Annotated in this window: 24 protein-coding genes and 1 other RNA gene; 9 read left to right on the top strand and 16 right to left on the bottom strand. The window is 33.4% G+C overall.

All coding sequences use genetic code 11. From position 1 onward, the window contains the following. Positions 1 to 12: 12 nt before the first annotated feature. Positions 13 to 609: a hypothetical protein gene (locus JYK00_RS06495; protein WP_207566110.1), complete on the bottom strand. Its 597-nt coding sequence runs from the start codon at positions 607 to 609 to the stop codon at positions 13 to 15. A 653-nt stretch (positions 610 to 1,262) separates the two neighbouring features. Between JYK00_RS06495 and ffs the strand changes: the two genes are divergently transcribed. Next, an RNA gene (gene ffs, locus JYK00_RS06490) (signal recognition particle sRNA large type) lies at positions 1,263 to 1,526 on the top strand. A 33-nt stretch (positions 1,527 to 1,559) separates the two neighbouring features. Here the strand turns inward: ffs and JYK00_RS06485 are convergent. Genes JYK00_RS06485 through JYK00_RS06470 form a run of 4 tightly spaced genes read right to left on the bottom strand, consistent with a single transcriptional unit; the run spans position 1,560 to position 5,905 of the window. Further along, positions 1,560 to 3,296, bottom strand: a complete 1,737-nt coding sequence (locus JYK00_RS06485) for an ABC transporter ATP-binding protein (protein WP_207566109.1) — start codon at positions 3,294 to 3,296, stop codon at positions 1,560 to 1,562. Between the two features lie 23 nt (positions 3,297 to 3,319). Then, a complete protein-coding gene (locus JYK00_RS09925) occupies positions 3,320 to 4,750 on the bottom strand; it encodes a GGDEF domain-containing protein (protein ID WP_207566108.1) in 1,431 nt (476 codons plus the stop codon). After that, the gene (locus tag JYK00_RS06475; RefSeq protein WP_207566107.1) at positions 4,741 to 5,670 is read right to left on the bottom strand and encodes a GAF domain-containing protein; all 930 of its coding nucleotides are present in this window, start codon (positions 5,668 to 5,670) and stop codon (positions 4,741 to 4,743) included. Before JYK00_RS06475 ends, JYK00_RS09925 begins: the two co-directional genes overlap by 10 nt. Continuing rightward, positions 5,639 to 5,905 carry a S4 domain-containing protein gene (locus JYK00_RS06470; RefSeq protein WP_207566106.1) on the bottom strand — a complete coding sequence of 89 codons (267 nt, stop codon included), beginning with the start codon at positions 5,903 to 5,905 and terminating at the stop codon, positions 5,639 to 5,641. Before JYK00_RS06470 ends, JYK00_RS06475 begins: the two co-directional genes overlap by 32 nt. A 167-nt stretch (positions 5,906 to 6,072) precedes the next feature. On the opposite strand from JYK00_RS06470, the gene JYK00_RS06465 reads away from it, so the two are divergent. From JYK00_RS06465 to JYK00_RS06430, 8 genes are all read left to right on the top strand, one after another. Then, the gene (locus JYK00_RS06465; protein WP_207566105.1) at positions 6,073 to 6,513 is read left to right on the top strand and encodes a methylated-DNA--[protein]-cysteine S-methyltransferase; all 441 of its coding nucleotides are present in this window, start codon (positions 6,073 to 6,075) and stop codon (positions 6,511 to 6,513) included. Positions 6,514 to 6,517: 4 nt separating this feature from the next. Next, a complete protein-coding gene (locus JYK00_RS06460) occupies positions 6,518 to 7,081 on the top strand; it encodes a nucleotidyltransferase family protein (RefSeq protein ID WP_207566104.1) in 564 nt (187 codons plus the stop codon). 113 nt (positions 7,082 to 7,194) lie between these two features. Further along, complete coding sequence (locus tag JYK00_RS06455) at positions 7,195 to 8,133, top strand: alpha/beta hydrolase (protein WP_207566103.1); 939 nt, start codon at positions 7,195 to 7,197, stop codon at positions 8,131 to 8,133. After that, positions 8,134 to 9,129, top strand: coding sequence for a dienelactone hydrolase family protein (locus JYK00_RS06450; protein ID WP_207566102.1), 996 nt, complete (start codon positions 8,134 to 8,136; stop codon positions 9,127 to 9,129). A 267-nt stretch (positions 9,130 to 9,396) separates the two neighbouring features. Then, on the top strand, positions 9,397 to 9,795 hold the full coding sequence (locus JYK00_RS06445) for an ArsR/SmtB family transcription factor (protein ID WP_207566101.1): 399 nt from the start codon (positions 9,397 to 9,399) through the stop codon (positions 9,793 to 9,795). A gap of 78 nt (positions 9,796 to 9,873) precedes the next feature. Continuing rightward, positions 9,874 to 11,979 (top strand): heavy metal translocating P-type ATPase, encoded by a 2,106-nt coding sequence (locus tag JYK00_RS06440; RefSeq protein WP_207566100.1) that lies wholly within the window; start codon positions 9,874 to 9,876, stop codon positions 11,977 to 11,979. Between the two features lie 211 nt (positions 11,980 to 12,190). After that, positions 12,191 to 12,454, top strand: a complete 264-nt coding sequence (locus tag JYK00_RS06435) for an SHOCT domain-containing protein (RefSeq protein WP_228288131.1) — start codon at positions 12,191 to 12,193, stop codon at positions 12,452 to 12,454. Positions 12,455 to 12,473: 19 nt separating this feature from the next. Continuing rightward, positions 12,474 to 12,677: an SHOCT domain-containing protein gene (locus JYK00_RS06430; protein WP_228288130.1), complete on the top strand. Its 204-nt coding sequence runs from the start codon at positions 12,474 to 12,476 to the stop codon at positions 12,675 to 12,677. A gap of 50 nt (positions 12,678 to 12,727) precedes the next feature. On the opposite strand, the gene JYK00_RS06425 is transcribed toward JYK00_RS06430, so the two are convergent. The 11 genes from JYK00_RS06425 to JYK00_RS09825 form a co-directional block, all read right to left on the bottom strand. Continuing rightward, entirely contained in the window at positions 12,728 to 13,912 is a 1,185-nt protein-coding gene (locus JYK00_RS06425; RefSeq protein WP_207566099.1) for a glycine C-acetyltransferase, read from the bottom strand. A gap of 23 nt (positions 13,913 to 13,935) precedes the next feature. After that, the gene (gene tdh / locus JYK00_RS06420) at positions 13,936 to 14,970 is read right to left on the bottom strand and encodes an L-threonine 3-dehydrogenase (RefSeq protein WP_207566098.1); all 1,035 of its coding nucleotides are present in this window, start codon (positions 14,968 to 14,970) and stop codon (positions 13,936 to 13,938) included. 257 nt (positions 14,971 to 15,227) lie between these two features. Further along, positions 15,228 to 16,565, bottom strand: a complete 1,338-nt coding sequence (locus tag JYK00_RS06415) for a sodium/glutamate symporter family protein (protein ID WP_207566097.1) — start codon at positions 16,563 to 16,565, stop codon at positions 15,228 to 15,230. Then, positions 16,543 to 17,601, bottom strand: coding sequence for a 1-acyl-sn-glycerol-3-phosphate acyltransferase (locus tag JYK00_RS06410; RefSeq protein WP_207566096.1), 1,059 nt, complete (start codon positions 17,599 to 17,601; stop codon positions 16,543 to 16,545). Before JYK00_RS06410 ends, JYK00_RS06415 begins: the two co-directional genes overlap by 23 nt. Positions 17,602 to 17,868: 267 nt before the next feature. After that, complete coding sequence (locus JYK00_RS06405; RefSeq protein ID WP_207566095.1) at positions 17,869 to 18,009, bottom strand: hypothetical protein; 141 nt, start codon at positions 18,007 to 18,009, stop codon at positions 17,869 to 17,871. 89 nt (positions 18,010 to 18,098) lie between these two features. Continuing rightward, positions 18,099 to 18,353, bottom strand: coding sequence for a hypothetical protein (locus JYK00_RS06400; RefSeq protein ID WP_207566094.1), 255 nt, complete (start codon positions 18,351 to 18,353; stop codon positions 18,099 to 18,101). A 216-nt stretch (positions 18,354 to 18,569) separates the two neighbouring features. Then, entirely contained in the window at positions 18,570 to 19,043 is a 474-nt protein-coding gene (locus JYK00_RS06395) for a hypothetical protein (protein WP_207566093.1), read from the bottom strand. Further along, positions 19,033 to 19,203, bottom strand: coding sequence for a hypothetical protein (locus tag JYK00_RS06390; protein ID WP_207566092.1), 171 nt, complete (start codon positions 19,201 to 19,203; stop codon positions 19,033 to 19,035). Before JYK00_RS06390 ends, JYK00_RS06395 begins: the two co-directional genes overlap by 11 nt. A gap of 183 nt (positions 19,204 to 19,386) precedes the next feature. Then, positions 19,387 to 22,329, bottom strand: a complete 2,943-nt coding sequence (locus JYK00_RS06385; protein WP_207566091.1) for an ABC transporter transmembrane domain-containing protein — start codon at positions 22,327 to 22,329, stop codon at positions 19,387 to 19,389. Positions 22,330 to 22,352: 23 nt separating this feature from the next. After that, positions 22,353 to 22,481, bottom strand: coding sequence for a hypothetical protein (locus tag JYK00_RS09830; RefSeq protein WP_266097013.1), 129 nt, complete (start codon positions 22,479 to 22,481; stop codon positions 22,353 to 22,355). Positions 22,482 to 22,961: 480 nt separating this feature from the next. Then, positions 22,962 to 23,096 carry a hypothetical protein gene (locus tag JYK00_RS09825; RefSeq protein ID WP_266097012.1) on the bottom strand — a complete coding sequence of 45 codons (135 nt, stop codon included), beginning with the start codon at positions 23,094 to 23,096 and terminating at the stop codon, positions 22,962 to 22,964. Positions 23,097 to 23,251: the final 155 nt, after the last annotated feature.

Raw genomic sequence — 23,251 nt, 5'->3', positions numbered from 1 at the left:
TTTTCACCTCTCTTAGTAATTTTTTTCAGATTGTACTTCAGTAAACACATCAAGTATTGGATTATAAATACCCACTAATTTGACTTCATCACTTAATTTATAAACATACATATTTGTAACAAGAAAACCATTTTCGAAACTTCCATAATTCCCTGAAATTATATCAGATATTACCCGGAAAATATATAAATCAAGCCTTTCTAAAGGTGCAGGTAATATCATTATATTTATACCACATGAAAGGCTTATTGTAAAGTGTTCGTAAAATTCACTATTCGGCAGGTAATATTTGTTATTTACATTTAAGACTGTACATGTAGATAAATCTAAAGCAGAAAGAATTTTAGTAACAGTATTATTATCCCACTTTAAATTAAAAACCAATCCTTCCCCTGTACTCACTTCAAACTTTTCAAAATTTACAAAATAATTCGCTTCATCTTTATTAACCAATCTATATCTTATTCCCTGCGAACTTAAATAATCAATTAATTTCGCAATTGTTACATTATCAGCATCAATATAAATTTTCCTAGGACTATTAAAGCTGTAGAAAAGACTTACAATGATGATTACCAGTAAAACAAAAAAAAACCAGAGCGACTTCAAAAAATCCCTCCTTTCAGAATACATTATATTATACACTATAAAATATGTTTTTCTATATTTGAAATTTTGAATGGAGAATACTTTTTCATTGAAAATAATGAAATATCACTTTAAACTGCACATTTTCGCTTTATAGAACCTTAAAATTTAAAATTGTATGTAGAAAAAAGACAACACTTATTATCTCGCTAATCTAGTAACCCTTGCAAGATCTTTTGTCACTGCGTTCCTTAGAACAGGTCTTACTAAACTCGCCAATCTCGCTAATCTTGCCAATTATAAGATTCCTCGTCGCGTACGCTCCTCGGAATGACACAGAGGAGGAACTCCTCGCCTTTGCGCTCCTTAGAATGGCATTCTCCTTCTTTTGTCATTCCGAACGAACGTGAGGGGGATGTCATCCTGAGGAGCGCCAGCGACAAAGGATCTTATTTTACCAACTCTCGCTAACTCTCGCAAGATCCTTCGCACTCCGTGCTCAGGACAGGCCTTGCCAACCTCGCTAAATATAAGATTCCTCACCCTTCGGGTTCGGAATGACATAGATGGGTTGGATTCCTTGCCTCCACGCTCCTCGTAATGATATGAGTGGGGGGCTAACCTCGCTAATTTTTGACAAATGTTTTTGTAAGTGATAAAATATGAAATTGGTACCGTGCTAAGCGGGGGGTTGGTGGTCCCCTGAACCCGAAATCCACCAAAGCGGGGCTGAATTCCCTAACAGAGGCCGTTGGGGGTTGAAAACGGCATCTGAAGGGGCGTAGAAGATTGGGTCCCACGCAACAACTACCTGCGAACCGGGTCAGGTCCGGAAGGAAGCAGCCCTAAGCAGGCAAGTGTGTGCCGTGGGGGAGCCCGGTCGGAGCTCTTATTCAGATGCACGCTCAGGTCCCAACAGGTCGAAGTTAGGGGCACGGTACCTTTTTTATTGAGGATATATATTCAATAATTTACTCCGCAAATTGTATTTCGTACAATTTATAATACGTTCCCGATTTTTTCATTAATTCTCCATGAGTTCCTTCTTCTACTATCCTTCCATTGTGAACGACGATTATTCTATCTGCATTTACAACTGTTGCCAACCTATGTGCTATCATTATAACTGTTTTGTCTTTTGAAAGCTCCCTTACCGCTTTTTGAATGCGTTCTTCTGTTTGCACATCAATATTACTGGTTGCCTCGTCAAGAATAAAAATTTTTGCATCAAAAAGCACTGAACGAGCCAGAGCTATAAGTTGTCTTTCCCCGGCAGATATTCCTTTTCCCCTTTCTATTATCTTTGTATAAAGACCATCTGGAAGTCTTTCTATCAAGTCCCAGACATATACTTTGTTCAACGCTTTTATGACTTCTTTTTCAGGAATTTCATCATGAAACAGCCGAACATTATCTAACAGCGTACCACTAAACAGCACCACATCCTGTGGGACAGCTGAGATTTGTTTTCTGAGTTCGTGGATATTATAATCTTCAAGAGCTACTGCATCTATCAAAATCTCCCCTTTTTGCGGCCGGTACATTCCATTTATTAGATTCATTATGGAAGTTTTCCCAGCTCCTGTTTCACCAACAATTGCGATCAGTTCTCCGGGGGTAAACTTAAAATTTATGTCTTTTAAAATCCATCTATCTTCTGTATATCTAAACCATACGTTTTTGAATTCCAAAATTCCTTTTTCCACATGTTTTTTTCCATTAATTTTTCCGAAATATTCTTCGGGCTCATCCATTAAGTTAAATATTTTTTCCGCACTTGCCGTAGTGTTTTGAATGATATCATATTTTTCTGATAGGTCCTCTAAAGGCCTCATAAAAAGTTCAAGATAAGCAACAAACGCATATAAATCTCCAAAGTCAAGGGTTTTATTTATAATATATTTCGCTCCCATCCAGATAATAGCAGCTATCGCAATTCTATATAACGTACTAACTGTGGGTCTAAAAATAGCAAAGACATACATTTGTTGAATTCGGGATTTATACAATTCTTTGTTTACTTTATCAAATTTCTTCTCCTCATAAGCTTCGGCATTGAACAGCTTAATAACTGGCATACCGGATATATGCTCAGCAAGGTATGCGTTTACCCTTGAAATATTTGTTCTAACAGCCCTATAAGCCTTCAAATCAAAGTATCTGAAAAGCAAAACAGCCACAATGAGAATTGGAAAAACGAACGAAATATTTATAAACAAACTTGTACTCACTTTTAACATCATTATTATTACACCAGCAAGTAAAAACACATCATTTATAATGCTTGTTATAACTGAGGTAAAAAATTCCATAATGTTTTGAGTATCGTTGGCTATTCTTGTTGTCACCTGTCCACTTGGATGCTTATCAAAAAAGGACATAGGCAATTTCAAAACATGATCGTAAATGTCTCTTCTAATGTCATAAACGATTCGACCACCTATATACGTTGTTAAATATATGGAAAGATATTCAAGAACGAAAATTCCGGAAGAAACTAACAAAAAATATATTCCCATTTTAAAAATCCCTTGAAATCTCTCATTAATTTCAAGGGCATCGTTATTTATATATTGATTTATAGCAGTTCTAACTATCTGTGGTGGCATTAAAGTTATATAAGTAAGAGACAATACAACAATAATAGCTAATACAAACAATAAAGTATATGGTTTAGCGTATTTTAGTAGTCTAACAATTACCTTCACAAGTCTCTCTCCTTTAAACAGTATTAAACCAGAGTTTTATATATCTCAAAATGTCCCGTCTTTTTCGATTTATACGCAAGTTGATCAGCTATTTCCAGAACTTTTCTTAAATCGTGATTGTTAAACGGATATGGAACTATCCCTGCAGAAAAAGTTATTCCCAACATTTTCTCTGCTTCAGCTGCTATTCTTCGAAGCACGGAAACTCCCGCTTTTTCATCATCGGAAAGTATAACAATAACAAACTCATCACCACCGTATCTAAACGCTCGATCGTGACTTCTAATGTTCTTTTTAACTATATCACCAAACGCTGATAAAATTCTATCCCCTTCTTTATGTCCCCTCTTATCATTTACTTTTTTAAAATCGTTCATATCAATAAAAATTATTAAACTCCTTCTTTTAAAACCTCTTCTAATAAACTCTTCAAGGCTTCTTCGATTCTCGAGTCCAGTTAATCCATCATACATTGCGTATGTTTTAAGTCGTAAAAGAAATTTCTTATTTTCCATTAACATAGCAAGTTGCATACCGAAAAAATTAAGCGCTTCGACCTGAAAATTTTTAATATCTTTTTCATCAAACTTATTATCTGCTATAATAAATCCCAGTACATCGTTACCACTTCGAACAGGCATAAATGCAATATCTGTGGTGATTTCTAAATCGTCTTTTAAACTTGAAGGAATATCAGAAAGAGGGATAATTATTGAAGTTTCTGTTGCTAACAAATCAGTTATTTCATGACTTTCAATAAAAACATTTTTATACTTTAATTCAACTGTTGGTATAAAATCCGAGTTAACTGTTTTCAAGAAGTCCTGAATATCGTATTCTATAGTTTCAATCGCTTCCCAAATTCCATAAGCTTCTTTTCTGTCTCCTGGTCCAAGTGCTTTAAATAACCTGTAATTTGTTTCATCCACCTTATAAAATAAGAAAGCCCGATTAAAAGCACCAGAATATCCTGCGGTGATGCCTGTCAAAATCGAATATATTACAGTATTAAGATCGGCCTGCGGATGAAGAGCGTAATTTAACACAATTGAGGCGTTTTTTAACAAATGTGCAGCTTTTACAGCATTAACGTGAAAGTCAAATATTCTTCTCTTGAAACTTTCAGGCATAGCTAACATCAAATTATACACTATTTCAATAAAATCCCGTTTTAAATTTGTATAGTCTATTTTGTAATCAAATTCGCCTATTTTTAATCTTACCATTTGCTCTTCTACTCTATCAACAAAATGTACATCTTGAGAATTTGAATAGTATCTTGCTACTTTCCAGATTTTATACAAATTATCTGGAACTTTTTCCGGTTTTTTATGAGGAAAAAGTTTTATTTTTATATCTATACCTACCTTTTTTGAAGATTCAAGCAGATAAAGAATATAGCTGTCAAGATACGCTATATTTATTTTCTTTTTATACTCACCATTTATTTCCATAATTTACCAACTACCTCACAAATTGTTTCAAGAAAGAGTTTATCCCGTGCATCAAAAGGTGCTTTATAATGACTATCTATATCTATTTCCCCTATTACCTTTCCATCTTTAAAAATCGGAACAACTATTTCGCTGTTTACTTTTGGACTACAGGAAAGATAATTACTTTCCTGACTAACATCCTGTACCAAAAACACCTGTTTTAAAGCAGCAGCCTGTCCACAGATACCCTTTCCTATAGGAATTTTTACATGTTCTGTGGGTTCTCCAACAAATTCTGTAAGTTCAAGTAAATTTTCATCGTTTACCATATAAAAACCTACCCAATCATAATATGGAATGTTTTTATATAAAATCTCACAAATTCTTTTCATATAGTTTCTCACATTCTCCCTGCTTAAACTCTCAATTTTTTCTGAAATACTTTGAAATAAATTTTCTTTATTATAGTAGTTCCCACCACTTTCACCGTGTCTAAAATGAATAATAGCCTGATATACCGCATCGTGAAGGTTTGTAAGTTCATTTTTTAACCACAAATTATACGCATTTACAAATATAACATTTTCCTTTTTCCCTTCAACGACACACCAATCTTTTCCTCCAGGAAACACTGCTATAAAAATAATAAAATCTTCCCTCGACAACTCCAGTTCCTCGCTATATTTCCTTATTCTTTCGGAAATCTTCCCTTTGTTTGTTTTCTCATATTCTTTAAAATCAAAATAAAATCGATCCAGAGAACGTCTTTCTAATCCAAAAAGTTCACCTTCAACGTTTATGCTAAACTTTTTAACATAATTAGTTAAAATAGGAGAAAAGCGTCTTTCCATTTTTTTCCAGAATTCTCCCCATTGGGATTTATCATATCTAAGCATTTCCATAAATTCATCCACGCGATTCTCTATGATATTCCTCACTTTCAATCCTCCTTTTTACACTCTTTTCAAGTAATATATAATCTTTTTCACCTGTTACTTCAACTTTCAAATACTTATTACCATAATAAATTTCCAGTACATCTCCTACCTTAACGTTACTGGAAGGTTTCAACGAAATATTATTTCTGAGTATCCTACCACCTTTTGCCAGCTGCTGGGCTATTACTCTTCTTTTAATAATTTTGGCTTCTTTTAAGTATTTGTCTAACCTCATTTCCATCACCAGTAAAAATTATAGCATATTTTTAATTTGTTTGACGAATTTTTTACACAAATCCATGTAAAATGAATAAATGGAAACATTACTTTTCTACCAGAGACAATGATATCTGTATGAGTTTAACTGTTCAAAAATGATATAATTTTTCCGGGGTGTGGAGTATGTATAGAACTAAGGGAATTGTAACTACTAAAATTGGTTCTATAGTCATAGCTATTGTTGATGGCAAAGCGGTAGCAATAAATTTTGTAAATAAAAAATTAGAAGAAAGAAACGCCGGAGATTTTACCGAACAAGTAAAAGAATACTTTTCGGGAGAGAGGAAAGTATTGGATTTTCCTGTGAACATAAAAGGTGGATTAATTTTCAGAAAAATCTGGGAAACTGTAAGAAAAATACCCTACGGGGAAATTATGACTTACGGAGAAGTAGCCAAACAATTAAATATTAACCCACGCGTGGTTGGATTTGCAATGGCAAAAAATCCTCTTCCGCTTTATATTCCGTGTCATAGGATCGTAGGAAAAAATGAACTTGGAGGATTTACTCCGGGAATATCGTGGAAAAAATTTCTTTTAAGTCTTGAAAGGAGGTTCAAATAATTTAATGAAAATATATTCTATTATTTTAGCAGCAGGAAAAGGCTCACGATTTTCTAAGGGAGTAAAAATTTTATATAAAATTGAAAAATATCCTATGCTTCAACATGTTGTAAATTTAGTTCATAATCTAAGGTTTGAAAAAAACTTTTTAATAGTAAATCCAATGTGGAAAAAAATAGCCAGTAAATTTCTTCTACCTCAAAATTTTACTGTGATTGAAAATAAAGATTACGTGTCAGGAATTTCTTCTTCTATCAAAATAGCTATTTCACATATAAATGAAATAGAAGTCCCAGACTATGTGACGATTTTTTTAGGAGACATGCCTTTTATAAAAGAGTCGAGTGTGAAAAAAATTTTAGAACATGCAGACGGGAAGAGAAAAATCATTGCCCCTTTTTATAAAGAAAAAAAGGGTTTTCCAACACTTATTCATAAAACAGTTTTTTCAGAAATTTTCTCACTTCAGGGTGATAAAGGCGTGAAACAAATAATAGAAAGACATCCGGAATATTTATTTAAAGTCGAATTTAAAACGACTGATGTTATAAAAGACGTTGATAAATAAACTACAATATCCTGATTGATATGGTAACAAACAGAAACAACCGGGAGTTAATCCTTCTATTTCTATCATTATGAGCATACAGTGCGTGATATAATACTTTCCAGGGTGAGAAAATGAAAAATTTAAAACTTTACGTTAAACGACTGCTATATCTTGCTATATTTTTATCTGCTTTTGTAAACATAGGAATATTTATTTTTATTATAGTTATTCTGAATATCCCGCTAATAAAAAGAACTGTTCTTGGAAAACTCCCCATAAAAGTTCCAAAAAAGTCCTGGGAATTTATTAAGACTGTTCAATATAAAAAAAGACTTTTTATGGATATTTTATATCCTTCCAGCGGCATGCCACCTTTTCCTGTGGTTATATTTGCTCACGGTGGTGGCTGGATAACAGGGTATAGAAGACAACCAAACAATATTTCATGGTATAACTATTTAGTTTTTAACGGTTTGGCTGTTGTCAGTATAGATTACAGATACGGTTATCTTTACGATATAGAAGATCTATTAGATGATTACGAAGATGCTATAAATTATATATACATGAACGCGCCAAATTTGAAATTAGATCCAAAAAATATAAGCCTCATGGGGCTTTCCGCCGGCGGACATCTCGCGTTATGTTACACATTCATTAGAAACAATCAAAAAAGACCTACTATCAAAAATATTGTTGCCTACTATGCGCCTTCCAATTTATTGGATCTCTGGAGCCACGACTCCACTTCTATATTTGCCAAATTTGCTGTTGCTACAACATTAAAAAGAATTCCTGGAAAATCCAGAGAATTATACATGAAATACTCTCCAATAAACTTTGTTCCAAAAAAAAATAGCCCACCTATTTTATTAGTTCACGGAATGAAAGATAATGTAGTACCTGTAAAATCATCAATAAAACTTTATAAAACACTAAAGACCAACGGAACTAACGCAAAAATTCTTCTACACCCTGAAGGCAATCATGGTTTTGAATTTGTATTAAAAGATGAATTAACTAAAAAAATTCTCCAAAAAACGGTTGAATTTTTAAAAGAGGTGATTTAATTGATAAATTTTACATACGTGCACAAACCTATAAATTTCACCTCAGGATATATTCTGAAATCAAAACATTTTAGAGTTTCCATAATAAAGTTTCCCACACAGTACGATAACCCTGAAAAAGGAACAGAGACTGTAGAAATATATCTATTCAATCCAAAAAAAAATGTAGTAGGTACATTAGTAGCATTACATGGCCTTGGCACAAGCAATATTCCATTTTTATTATGGATGGGCACACATCTTGCAAACGCCGGTATTAGAACAGTAGTTCCTATCCTTCCTGGCAACTTCACAAGAACATCTCATAATTCAGTAAGCGGAAAAGACTTTTTTTCACCAGACATTGAAAAAGCAATAAAATACTGGGAGCACGCTATTGTAGACTCTTTAACTACTATTGAGTTTTTAAAATCAACAGATTTATGGAGTGAAAATAATTGTCTTTTTGGTTTTTGCCTTGGTGGCATGATAAGTGTAATTTTAAATGCTATAACAGATGATTTCAAACAAACTATTCTTATGACAACTGGAGGAGATATCTCTACACTAATATGGCACTCTCCAACGCTTGCCTTTATGCGTAAAAACATCAAAAAGCTCCCTAATAAACCAGCTTATTTATATCCTCAGGAAAAATTCATAAACATTTTTAAAAAAGATATTGAAAAACTTAAAACATTCAAAACTGTAGAAGAAATGCAAAAGAGCGATATTCACCCATTTCTTAAAGTCGACCCTATCGCTTATGCAAAATTTGTCAAAACCGATAAAATAACATTTATTGAAGCATTATTCGATAGAGCTTTACCAAAACAAAGCAGAAAATTATTATGGGAAATGCTTGGAAAACCAAAAAAATATGTTATTCCTTCTGGACACGTTACATGGTTACCATTTCAGTTTTTCCTTGCAAAATTCATTCTAAAGAAAATGAACGTAAGAGAATTTAAAAGACAGATCTTGCTTCTAAAAAAAGTAAAATACGATGAAAAATAAACTTCCAGAACACTTTTTTGCAGTCATTCAAAAAGTTTTCATTACTCTGGGTCTGTTTCGAAAATAGGCCCATTGACACCGAAAAACAAGATTTTTCACATTTGTTTGTAATGACAAAGAATAAGGTCCCTCGTCACTCCGTTCCTCGGGATGACAAAAGAGGAGGGGTGGGATGACAAAAACAGGCCCAGCATTACTCTTGACATAAATAGTCAAAAGTTATAAAATATATATGAACAGATATTCATATAAAAGGAGATTGGTAAAATGAACAAAATAAAAAAATCCAAAGACGTTAATATAGAGGTATGTCAAACAATATCAGTTCATGAAGATGTTGTTGATAAGGTACGAAAAAAAATACCGGAAAATGGAAATTTATCAGAGCTTTCAGAATTTTTCAAAATTTTCGGAGACCCCACAAGAATAAAAATATTATACGCATTATCTCAGGTTGATGAGCTATGTGTTTGCGATATCTCAGTTATCTTAAAAAAAACGCACTCAGCTATTTCACATCAACTAAGAATTCTCAGACAGGCAAAATTAGTAAAATATCGAAAAGAAGGAAAAGTAGTATTCTATTCGTTAAATGATGAGCATATTAAAGCTATCCTTGACATGGGTTATATTCATCTTTTTGAAGAAGATGAAAAAACTAAATAAAATGTTTTTTTATTTTAATCAATATATGAAAATATATTCATTTGTTCAACTATAAATTTTCAAGGAAGGTGGTAATAAATGGAAAAGAAAAAATTGGTACTCGAAGGTCTTGACTGTGCAAATTGTGCTGCAAAGATAGAGGAAAAGGTAAAAAAATTGGAAAATATTGAAGATGTTTCTCTGAATTTCCTCACAAAAACCCTGAGCTTCGAGGTTAAAGATGAAAGCAAAGTTGAAGAAATCAAAAAGATAGTAAAAAAACTTGAACCCAACATAAAAATTCGTGAATATGACAAAGAACAAGAAATCAAACAGGAAAAAAATCACCATTCTCACGATCATGGAGGTTCGTTTAACAAAAGAAATGAAATTATAAGGTTAATACTTACTGTAACTTTTTTCATTGCAGCAATATTTGTAAAAGACCCATATTCATTAAAAGTAACTTTATATGTAATTGCCTATTTAATATCAGGCGGAAAAGTTTTACTACGCTCTTTTAAAAATATAATTAGAGGTAACGTTTTTGACGAAAATTTCTTAATGAGTATAGCAACTATTGGTGCATTTGCTATTAAAGAATACCCTGAAGCTGTAGGAGTTATGTTATTTTTCGAAATTGGTGAGTTTTTGCAGGAACTTGCCATTGACAATTCAAAAAGATCCATAAAAGCTCTGTTGGATATTAGACCAGACTATGCAAATCTTTTAAAAGATGGAAATGAGCTGAAAGTCTCTCCAGAAAAAGTTCAAAAAGGCGATCTCATATTGGTCAAACCAGGTGAAAGAGTGCCTCTTGACGGAATAATAGTTAAGGGTTCGACAATGGTGGACACTTCAGCCTTAACAGGAGAATCAGTACCACGCTCACTTAAAGAAGGTGAAGAAGTTTTAAGTGGATTCATAAATATTAACAGTGTTATTACTGTGAAAGTTGAAAAAGAGTACTCAGAATCTACAATTGCAAAAATTCTTGACATGGTAGAGAACGCTGCTTCAAAAAAAGCTCGCACAGAAAAGTTAATTACAAAATTTGCCAGATATTACACACCTGTAGTGGTTTTTATGGCAGTGGCACTGGCAACACTACCACCTTTACTAACAGGGGCCCCATTTGAAACATGGTTGTATAGAGCTCTAATTTTTCTTGTTATATCATGTCCGTGTGGTTTAGTGGTCTCTATTCCTCTGGGATATTTTGCGGGAATTGGAAGTTTATCAAAACATGGGGTACTTGCAAAAGGTGGAAATTATCTCGAAGTGCTTAAGAATCTGGATACTATAATATTTGATAAAACCGGGACGCTTACTGAAGGTGTGTTTGAAGTGGTTAAAGTTCAACCAACTGAAGAATTTTCTCCGGAAGAATTACTTGAAATTGCTGCATACGCCGAAAGCTATTCTAACCATCCCATAGCAGATTCTATAAAGAAAAAATACAACAAAAAAATAGAAAAAGAATTAATAGAAGAATATGAAGAAATCTCGGGACATGGAATTAAAGCAAAAATAAACGGAAAAATCATCTTAGTCGGAAATAAAAAACTGATGAACAAATTCAATATAAAAGCCCCTGACATCGAATTTCACGGTACTATAGTTTTTGTGGCTGTAAATGGAAATTTTGCAGGTTATATAGGGATCTCAGACAAAATTAAAGCTAACGTTGCAGATGCTATAAGAAAACTAAAAGAATTAGGAGTCAAGCACACTATTATGCTTACAGGAGATAGTGAAAAAGTAGCCGAAAGTGTAGCAAAAGAAATAGGAATAGACAAGTATTATGCAGAGTTACTTCCAGAAGATAAGGTTAAATTCTTTGAAAAATTTAATTCAGGGATTTCCACAGCTTTTGTTGGGGATGGGATAAATGATGCGCCAGTTCTTACACGAGCAGACGTAGGCATAGCTATGGGAGGTCTTGGATCAGACGCTGCAATAGAAGCTGCAGATGTAATAATAATGGACGATGATATTTCAAAAATATCCGATGCCATTAAAATATCCAGAAAAACATTAAAAATCACCTGGGAAAATATAATAATGGTATTTAGTATAAAAGTTCTATTCCTTGTACTCGGAGCATTGGGAAGGACAGACATGTGGGGAGCAGTTTTTGCTGATGTTGGCGTTACACTAATTGCTATTTTCAACTCATTAAGAGTGTTCAATAAAAGAAAATAAATAAATTTTTTGTAAAGCATAAAGCCCATCTAAGATGGGCTTTATGTTTGTTGATAAAATTTGTATACTATAAAAAACTAAGTTTGTTCTAAGCTTCTTTTAAGGTTTAAGTATTATAATATAAATTGAAAACTCAATAAAATTACACTGTTCTTTGAAAGAAAAATTTACAAATTCAAAAAATAAAAAATAATTGAAAGGAGTGATTTATATGATGCATTGGTTCTGGTGGGGCTATGGACCTTTTTCAGGATTTGGATTATTCAGCTTTTTACTCTCGCTGGGGTTTATAGTACTTATAGGATTTGTGATATATTTTGTAGTCAAAAGTGCTTATAAAAGCTCTAAAAATTCAAAAAGTTTCAAAAGTGATTCAGAAGAAGCTTTGAGAATTTTAAATGAAAAATTTGCAAAAGGTGAAATAAGCGAAGAAGAATACAAAAGAAAAAAAGAAATAATAATGAAAGACTTTTAAGTTTTAAGGAGGTGACACAATGATGTTTTTTGGATTTCTATTAATATTATTGATTCTATGGCTTATAATTAAAAATCCCGACTTTTTTAAGAATCTTTTTGAAGCTCCGCAAAAAAACGATAATGCAAACAAAGAAGCTTTGAAAATTTTAAACGAAAAATTTGTAAAAGGGGAAATAACAGAAGAGGAATATCTGAGAAAAAAGAAATTACTTGAAGATTAAAAAATAAAAATTAAAAAAACCCATCCCTTTCAGGGATGGGTTTTCTGAAACTATTTTATAACTCCTAATTTTTTTCCAACCTTTTCAAATTTTTCAAGAGCAAAATCAAGATCATCTTTGGTATGAACAGCGCTTATCATAACTCTTATTCTTGCCTTACCTTTTGGAACTGTTGGATAACCAATAGATTGTGCAAAGATTCCTTCTTCAAACAATTCTTTACTGAATTGTGTTGAAAGCTTTGCATCATAAAGCATAACTGGTGTAATTGGTGTTTCACTTTCGCCTGTATCAAATCCAAGTTTATTCATCTCTTCTTTAAAGTATTTTGCATTATCCCATAATCTTCTTACTCGTTCATCAGATTCCTCAAGAATTTTCGTAGCTTCAAGCGCAGCAGCAGTATCTGCAGGAGATAAAGGACTACTGAAAAGAAATGGTCGAGCTTTTTGCTTTAAATAATCTATTAGCTCCTTTTTACCAGCAATATAGCCACCTAAAACGCCAAATGCTTTTGAGAGCGTTCCAATCTCTATGTCCACTCTTCCGTGAAGTTCAAAATGATCTACTATTCCTCTTCCATGACTACCCAAAACTCCTTCTCCGTGAGCGTCATCAACCATAATCATCGCATTATATTTTTCAGCAAGCTCAGCTATTTCTGGAAGAGGTGCCAAATCTCCATCCATACTAAATACACCGTCAGTAATTATAAGTTTTCTTCGCGCCCCATTTTTGTCAGCCTCTTTCAATTTTTCTTCAAGATCATTTATGTCTCTGTGTTTCCAGACATATCTTTTCGCTTTCGAAAGTCTTACTCCATCAATTATACTTGCATGATTAAGCTCATCGGATAATATAGCATCTTCTTCACTCGTTATCGCAGGTATTACAGCTTGATTTGCTACAAATCCAGACTGTAAAAACAGTGTCGCTTCAACTTTCTTAAACTTTGCAAGCTCTCTTTCTAATTCTTCATGGAGTGAAAAAGTTCCTGCTATAGTCCTCACTGCTCCTGGACCTACACCCCATTCTTCAACGGCTCTAAGTGCGGCCTTTTTCAAACGTTCTTCGTTTGCAAATCCAAGATAATTGTTCGAACAAAGATTCAACACTTTTTTTCCATTTATTACCAGCCATGCTCCCTGGGGCGATTCAAGAGTCCTTATATAAGTGTACAAGCCCTGCTCTTTTAAATTTTCAACCTCTTTTGCAAATATACTGTAATCAAACATATAAACAACACCCCCTTATATCATTATTCGTCAAAGTTGAGTACAACTTTTCCACATTTTTTATTAAGCATTAACTCAAAACCACTTTCCCATTTTTCAAATGGTATCACATGAGTTACCACTTTTGAAAGATCTACCTTTTTACTTTTTAAAAGTTCATCTGCTACTTTCCACGTATCAAACATACGTCTTCCGGTAATACCATACATAGTTATACCTTTCATAATAACAAGCGAATCAAGGTTGATATCTATACTTCCACCAAAAATTCCAAGTAATGACACTTCGCCACCCATAGTAACGCATTCTAAACCATCAATTAACGCTTTCCTATTTCCACTCATCTCTAAAAGTATATCTACGCCGTCTTCTGTTATTGAATAAACTGTTTCAATAAGGTTCTGTTTCATAGGGTTTATAACATAATCCGCTCCATTCTCTTCTGCCATTTTTAATCTATCTTCATTTACCTCAGAAGTTATAACCAAACTTGCTCCAGAAGCTCTGGCAACCTGTATTGCCATTAACCCAATAGGCCCGGCACCTGTAATAAGCACCTTTTTTCCTGTTAGATCAGTTACAAGAGAGGTGTGTATAGCATTTCCAAACGGTTCCATGACTGATGCAAAATCTAAAGGAATTTCAGGAGAAAATTTCCATAATACTGTTTCAGGAACAACTGTATATTCTGCAAAGACACCATTTCTATCTACTCCTAAGATTTCAAGATTTTTACATACGTGCATTCGACCAGTTTGACATTGTATACAATGTTCACATGGGATATGAGTTTCTGCAGATACAAGATCACCTATTTTCACCCTTGTAACCGCTTCTCCAACAGCAACAACTTCGCCAGCCATTTCATGCCCTACTATTAAAGGTGGCTTAATTCGAGATTGTGACCATTCGTCCCAGCGATATATATGAATATCTGTTCCACATATAGACGCTCTTCTTACTTTTATGAGTACGTCTCTTGGTCCAAGCTTTTCTGGTTTAGCTATGTCTTTCATAATAAATCCTGGCCCTGCTTTTTCTTTTAAAATGGCTTTCATTTAGCTTCCTCCTTCCGGATGGATTAAACTTCAAACTTTACAATACACACACAGTAACACCACTGATATTATATTACTTTTAGAAAGCTTTTCCAAGAATCGTATTATCTTTAAAACCTCAAATAAAAAAAATTAACTCTTTCAAAATAAATATTACTGACACAATAATAAGAAAGCTTTTATTTACTACTAAAACAGAACCAATGCAAACTAAAAATTCTATAATTTTACATAAAAAAAGCCCAAAAATGGGCTTTTTAAGTTTTTCTATCCCGTACTATTCTCCTTCCCAATAAATACAAAATCCCTCCGTAAATCAACATCACTACAAAAGCATAAACACTATACATTGTATTTCCTGTAGAAATAGATAAAGCTGGTAAATTTAAAACAGCAATCAACGGTATTCCTATAAATATTGAGAATCCACTGCCAAAAACAAGATTTTCTGCTGCACCTGACTCAAACGCGGGATCTACTTCTCTTAACAATGCCATACCTGTAGATATTGTTCCAGTAAGCATTCCATAAAAAGCTATTCTGTTTTCAACTTCATGATGCTTATACATTCGTTTTGTAATTTTCATTATAAAGAGGTATGTAAATACTCCTACAATGAAAGTCATTATAAATATTCCCCAAAATTCTTTTTGAATTCTTTCCAGAGAGACCGCACTAATAGATGCAGCAACCATAAAATCAAAAACCCCGCCTGCAATTCTCTGTAACAAAAAGTTATTAAGGTAATTTTCTTTTGCTATATCTTTACTTTTAAGATAACTGTATATGTTTCTAAAAACTATTCCAAAAATTGCTCCAAAAACAAAGTGAAATCCCCATAAAACTGTTGCAAAAGTATGACCAATATTTCCAAGTGGTTCTAGAACAAAACCAACTGCATTTAAAAACAGATAGGTTATAGCATAAATAACACCTATTATAACCAACTGGATTGTTAATCCATCCATATCAGAAAATTCGTAATCCTGAACTTCTATTGCCTTTTTTTCTATCATCACACGTTCTCTCGATTTTTTCCATTTTGCAAGCAATAGATTCAGTATTATTATCCCTCCAAGCGTTGCCCATCCAAACCCCGCAGCTGCTACCGCAAGACCTATAGCTCCGCCACTGTGAAGTCCCAGGTTTTCCCATTGCATGCCAATAGAATACGCCTGACCAGGCCCCTGCCCAAATCCCAGTGGAATCATAAAACCGATTTCAGGCGAAAAAGACCTATCAATAAAATGCAAGATAAAACCAACAGAAACTCCCAAAATTCCCTGAAAAAGATACGTTCCAACTATAATTAAAGCAGCTCCAAAAAAACGTGGCTTCCCATTAAAACTAACTTTTCTGAGTGATAAAGCAATAAAACCAATAGCCATCAAATGGTAAATAAGTCTCCCAAGACCATCTATATCTAATTTAACAAAGTTTAATAAGTTCGGCCCCAGCAAAAAACCAATGAACCCCGCAAGTATAGAATTAGGTATAACTATTTTTTTCAAAAATGGAATAAAGCGTTTCAATAAAATCGCTATTGCAAAAAATAAGGAAATCACAAAAAAATCATCCACCATACTTAAATACATCAGCATACCTCCTCAATAAGTAGTACAATAACAAACTATCATATTTCAAAAATATTCGAACTACGTATCTATCATCATAAATAAATTCGGTTACATTTTTCAGAAAAGTTGTCACACCTTTTATCCTGGAAAGTTCAAAAACTTCATGTCCAATAGACAAATAAGATTTAGTAACTTTCACCACCCCTCTAATTTTTTTTAAAAGACGAGCTTTTCTTTTTTCTCTCACAATGGCAATTGCTATACCAAGTTCATAAAAATCATCTATAAGCAAATTCAACTGTTCTGAAAGTATATGATCTATTCTTTTGTTAGCAACATATCCAAACTCATCTACAAACAACTTTGCTCCGCATCTCTTACAATACGCTACATTGCTTAAAGAAACAATGCTTCTAAAAGTCCCACACTCCGGACAATACCATATAATTCTTTCTATCCCTTTTGCCCTGTTATTACCTTTAAAAATTACACGCTGTTCTCCCTGCCAATCCCATTCATTGTGGTTTATAAAATCAAGGGCTTCGTCTCCAGAAAATTCTCTAAACTCAAGAGTAACTGTTCCTTTTCTACCGTAATCAGCCCATCTTGGTTTTGTTAAATACCCTCCTTGAATTTTAACAGCTACAATTTTTGCCTTTACCATGTTTAAAAGTTTGTCAGTTCCTTTTGGAACTTCCTGAAAGTTTCCATCCCAGGTCACAGAACCTTCTGGAAAAATTCCAACAATATTGCCTTTTTTTAAATTTCTATAAATATTTCGAATAGTAGAAAAATCAGGTACTCCTTTTTGCTTTGGAATAAAACCCAAACTTTTAAAAAGTCCACCTTTCACTGGATGTTCAAAATTTCCTTTAGCAACAACCCAATATATTGGTTCTTCTATCACAGAGTGAATAAAAAAAGGGTCAAAAAAATGTGTATGGTTAGCTATCAAAAGATACGGTGGAGCCGGAACTTTTCCAACAACTTTAATATTATAAAATTTCTTAATTGCCGGTGACAAAAGAGGTCTTAAAAACCATATAGGATTCATAATTACCTCCTTAAAAAAATTTTACTAAAAAAATTATAACAGAGAAAATTAAAAATTCACAAACCTAATTTTCAGATTTAATATGAAAATGACAAGAATTGGAGAGGCTGGCGAGGCTGGCAATATTAGCAGGGTTGGTTCTCCACCTATGCTGTTCTGAGAAGCGCAAGCGACAAGGAATCAAACCAATCACTCTCATTCCGAACCCGAAGGGCAAAGATAAGATTCCTCACATATGTTCGGAATGACAACAAAAAACTCTCGTGGCTATCGCTCCTTACCAGTGTATAAGATATTCTTATTTGCTCCATCCTGCCTGCTCCTGATCACTTTTTTTCTTTTGTAAACTATCCCCATCGCAGCTGACAAATAAACTCCTATTGTCATCACAACGATCTTTATCCACAAAGGCGCTTCCTCTCAACAAACCAAACTCCGGGTTTGAGAAATGCACTATCTCCCACGCGCATAATCCACCGCCTTCATCATAAAATTCTCTAAACAATCGTCAAGCATTGCACTACCTGCTCCAACAAAAAGCCTGCTATCGGTCCTCCACTAACCGTCCATGTTAAAGCTCCCAATATTCCTGCTCTTATCCAATTCGAGTACTTTGAGGAAACCACTTTCCTATCAGCCTGCCAGGATTTTGTATTAATCTCATCTATTTTTCTTGCAATTCCTTTGTTGTAATATCCATCGTGTACCCTTCCAGTTCCATCGTTTGCTGTTAGCGCATACGCTTTATCCATAATTCCTCACCCCATATGTGTTGTTTACAATCTTAATGTTTTTAGACCATATCTTTTCCCACAACCATAGAGTTTCAGATGTTTCTTTTCTCCCATTCTTTTAAAATAAAATTTTACTTATCTTCTCGATTTTCAAGTATTACGGATCTCGAAATCAGCTATTCATAGCAGTTTAAAGTATGCAATTTTTGTATGTTAAGGTTGTATTGAATACTTTTAATTCCTTTTAAATCTAAAAAACATCTTTCTCTTATTCAATGGATTTATCACTATCACTATACCCATATACACTGCGTACCCCACGATCCTGTACACAATATCTCCTCTTCCACCTATGAGAAAAATGTGAATGTTCATAAAATTCCCAACTTCAAAGTACAGTGACAGAAAAAACAACGAACCTGTCAGTCCTTTTTCTTTGTCCCTGAAATCCTTTTTGTGCATTTCAAATGGAATAACCATGTAAAGTACTATTAATAGAATTACAAACTTAGCTGTGAATGACAATGATGGCTTATCATAATAAAGCGGAACTATCATATCCGCAACTTTGTAAAGGTAGATGGTATCGAAGATAGTCATCAACACATAAGTCCAGACTCCATTTTTTACATCAATGAACGTTTCGTAAAACATATCGGATGGTTTTAATAAAACTTTTAAAAATTTTTGCACTTTTTCACTTCTCATGAGCATAATCTACAACTTTAAGAATAAAATTGTTAATATCATAACTGGTAAATCCCACTCCAAAACCGATTGCAAGAGCAGCTAATGGAGACGTTGTAATTTTATACGTTGCTATTCCAACAAGGCCTCCCAATACTCCCTGAAAAACTCTGCTCTGCACTACTTTTAAACAACCTCACCACTATTTTCATTAAGCTACTTTCCCCGCTTCCGTTTCTGCCTGCTATTGCACCATTTCTCCCTCGTTCACCTTGAAGCTTATCACATCAAGGATTTTCTCTTCGTCGTAGCCAAATGCAAGATCTTTTACTTTTAATTTCCCTGCTTCAATTCTTTCTTCCGTTTAACTTATCATCTGCAAAGAAATTAATTTCCTATATTTTTCAGAAGCATTTATCAATTCGCCATGCGGACCTTCTGCTTCTATTTTTCCATCATCAAGTAAAAACACCTTGTCACTATTTTGTATTGTTGAGAGTCTATGTGCAACAAACAAGATTATTTTTCCTTTTTCTCTTTCATTGTGAAGTATTTTATGAATTTCTTCCTCTGTTTTTGAATCGACGTTTGCAGTAAATTCATCGAGCACTAATACATCCGGAGTCCCTACTAATGCCCTTGCAAGTGCAAGAAGTTGTTTTTGTCCACCTGAGATATTAACTTCCCCGAGAAGTGTATCAATCTTTTGAGGAAAGTTCTCCACAAATCTACTTACACCTGTTTCATTGATAATTTTTTCAAATTCCTCATCTGGAATATCTCTTCCCATTAGTATATTTTCCTTTATAGTACAATACTTGAAAAACACTGGAGACTGCTCCACAAAACCTATCTTTTTTCTAAGAATTGTTAACTTCTCAGTCCAATCCTTATCATTAACAATTATGTTCCCGCTACTTGATCTATATAAACCTGTTAATATATTTAAAGTAGTGGTTTTCCCTACTCCGCTCTTTCCCACAAGAGCATAGCTTTTTCCTTCTTCTAGTTTCATATTTATCCCTTTCAATATTTCTTTTTCTTTATATTTAAACTTAATATTTTTTAATTCTAATTTCCTTATTTTCATATCCGCAATTTCCTCTTTTTCCGTTTTTTCCTCCTCATATTCGAGTATTTCCTTAATCCTTGATATACTTCCATACGAACTTCTATAAGTAACATTTGCTTGCATTAAAAGTTGTATAGGGTTTGCCAGTGCTTGCATATACGCCCAGAATGCTATCAATACACCTAAAGTCATCTTCCCATTTAAAATTTGATACCCACCATACCAAAAAAGTGCTAATGCAATTATTCCGAATATCGTATTTCCCAAAACCGCTGCAAGTTTTATTACCCTTGTAAAAGTTTTCTTAGTTTGAATATAATCCTCTTGAAATTTCTCAAAATGTTTATTTATCCAATTTAATGGATGTATAATTTTCAGTATTTTTATGTTTTCTAGAATATTTAATATCACGTCTGATAAAACTCCAAATTTCTTTCGTTCCTTTTGACTAAGTTTCTCTGCTTTTACGTTTACAATCATAATTCCGAACCATGATATTACCATAAGAGTGATAGGTAACAATGCAAGTTTCCAGTTGAGGAAAAACATTATTGCTAATATTCCGAAAATCTGTGTAAGTGCTAAAAATATTATTGGAAAAAACTGAGAAGCCAAAATACCAACCTGTTCTATATCAGAGATTAACTTTGAAACCTGTTCTCCTACTTTATTTGTCATAAAATATTTAAAAGGAACTCTCATAAACTTATTTATAATTTCTCTTTGCAAATCTTTTTTTACCTTAATAGCTGTAAACTCGAACCAAACTTCTCCCAAATAACTAAAAATTGTGGCAAGAAGCAATAACCCCATTAATCCTAAGATATAATTTAGTAATATTTTATAATCGCCTGACGGAATGGCTTTATCTATGATTTGCTTAAACACAAGGGGTATAAGAATTCCTCCACCGGACTCGATTATAACCAGAATTGATGTGACAACTTGACGTTTCCAATATCTTCTAAAAAATGTCCTTAAAAAGCGTTTTACACTTTTGTTCTCTTCCATCTCAATTCCCCCTTTTACTTCGTTATTTCCAACTAAAAACCTCTCCTTCGTTCCCATATATATTCGAGAACAATAAGGAACAGGTTCATAAAAATCCTTGAAATAACTATATGCGACAGCTCTACAACCACCACCACAAATTGTAAAATCTTCACAAGATTGACATTTTACTATATTTTTATTAGTTCTAAAATTATTTGCTTTTTCAGAAAACCAAATTTCCCTTATACTATTTTCATAAATGTTTCCTATCTTGAAAAGCGAATCATTTTCAAGCCCATATAACATATCACACGGATACACGTCACCATTGGGTGTTATATAAAGAGAAGTTTTTAAACCGCCGCAAAATGCATCGGACACGTACCGATATATTCCAATTTGCACATTGTATATTTGTTCATACTTTTTAATAACATTTAACGCTTCTAACGTTTCAAGTTTGTCCAATGTGTTTTCTACACTTCCTCTGCCAACTGGGATAAGCGAAGAAATTCTAATGGTTTCAGGATTGAAAAAGCGAAGCTCTTTTAAAGTATAATCTAAATCTTCAAAATTATCCTTTGATAGAGTAATTCGTATTCTTATGTTTATATGATACTTTTTTAGCAATAACATAGTTTCAATAACTTCTTTGAATTCACTTACCGACATCCTTGTAATTTTGGCCCATGTATTAGGATTCATTGAATCTAAGCTAATCTGAATCTCTCTCAGTCCCGATTTTTTAAGTTTCTTAATTAGGGTTTCATTTATGAAAACACCTTTTGTAGATATTTCATAGAAAATATTTCTATCTTCTAAGAATTCTATTATTTCTGGCAATTCCTCGTGCATTAATGGTTCGCCACCAGTAATAGAAACGTACCTTATATTACCTAACTTTCCTGCATCTATAATTACACCTTTAACAACTTCTGCTGGGAGAAAATCTCGCTTAATTTTACCGAAATTTCCATAACAATAATTGCAATTAAGTGGACAAAAATTTGTAATTGCAAAAGCAATAGATGTGATTTTCATAGGTATTAATTTTGTTGAATCATTTTCAGGAATAAAAATAAACTCTTCGCAATTCTTTTTAAACGAACTACTTAATCTTTCATGTAAAATGCTTAAAATATTAGCTTCTTTATACTTGTTTACTAAAAACTTTAAATCATCTATCAAACAGTCAAATTCTATTGAATAAAGTTCTGAAAAAATTTCTCCAATCTCTTTCAAAGAGTGAATCCCATCAGATAAAGCTAAAAAAAAGCCTCAGTTTGAGAAACAAATACAATATTGGGCATTCTATCGATTTTTAATATTGCTCCTTTATTTGTTTTGATAATATCTAAATTAGGGGAAACGATAGGGAATATATTTTCATACATATATACTCCTCCTTCCTTTAGATTATTATAAACCCCTTGGGGAAACAACTCCCCAAGGGTATTATGTATCACCAGAATACACCACAAACAAATATAGTTGTTTCACACCACTTGTTTAAAGAAACACTTTTTTTAGAAATTGAATAATATCCTCTTAACATAAAAATCCCTCCTTTTCTAAGGTTTCTCTTGATATCGAGAGATGGAATTCAACGCTGTTTCAAGAACACTATATCATACAAATTTTTGCACATCTCCGATATGTCTAAAACTTCCATACCACGTATAACTCTTTTAGGTGATGTTCATGTTCCGACTGTTAAACGTGTTGCTTTCATTACCACTACTTGACAATTTTAACAAGTTGATTTCGTTAACCAAGAAGCATTGAAATACCATCGAACTCCACAGCATATTTAATAAAATGAGTTTTCACCTCTTTCCCTTCTTTGCACCTTTCCCACCGGTGGAAGTTTTACACTACCCATCAACACGCTGCTCAATCACAGAGGTTTGGCCATGCGTGCTATCGCCCGCATCTGTTTTATCTGCAAAAACAAACGTTGCTAAAAGCAAAAACATCAAAAAAAAAAACACCATCACTGTCTTTCTCATTCCTTCACCCCCGTTTTTACCTATACCATACCCTATATGGTTTTCAATTTTTACAGGCTTTCAAACCCGCTATCCATGCGGGTTTGGTGTATGCAATTTTTGTGGGGTTTCAAACAATTTGATTTTTTATGGTATAACTATAGCAGGAGGAAACA

This window comes from Thermosipho ferrireducens (genome assembly GCF_017358165.1).
GTDB lineage: Bacteria > Thermotogota > Thermotogae > Thermotogales > Fervidobacteriaceae > Thermosipho_B > Thermosipho_B ferrireducens.
This window is presented reverse-complemented; position numbering and strand designations above follow the sequence as displayed.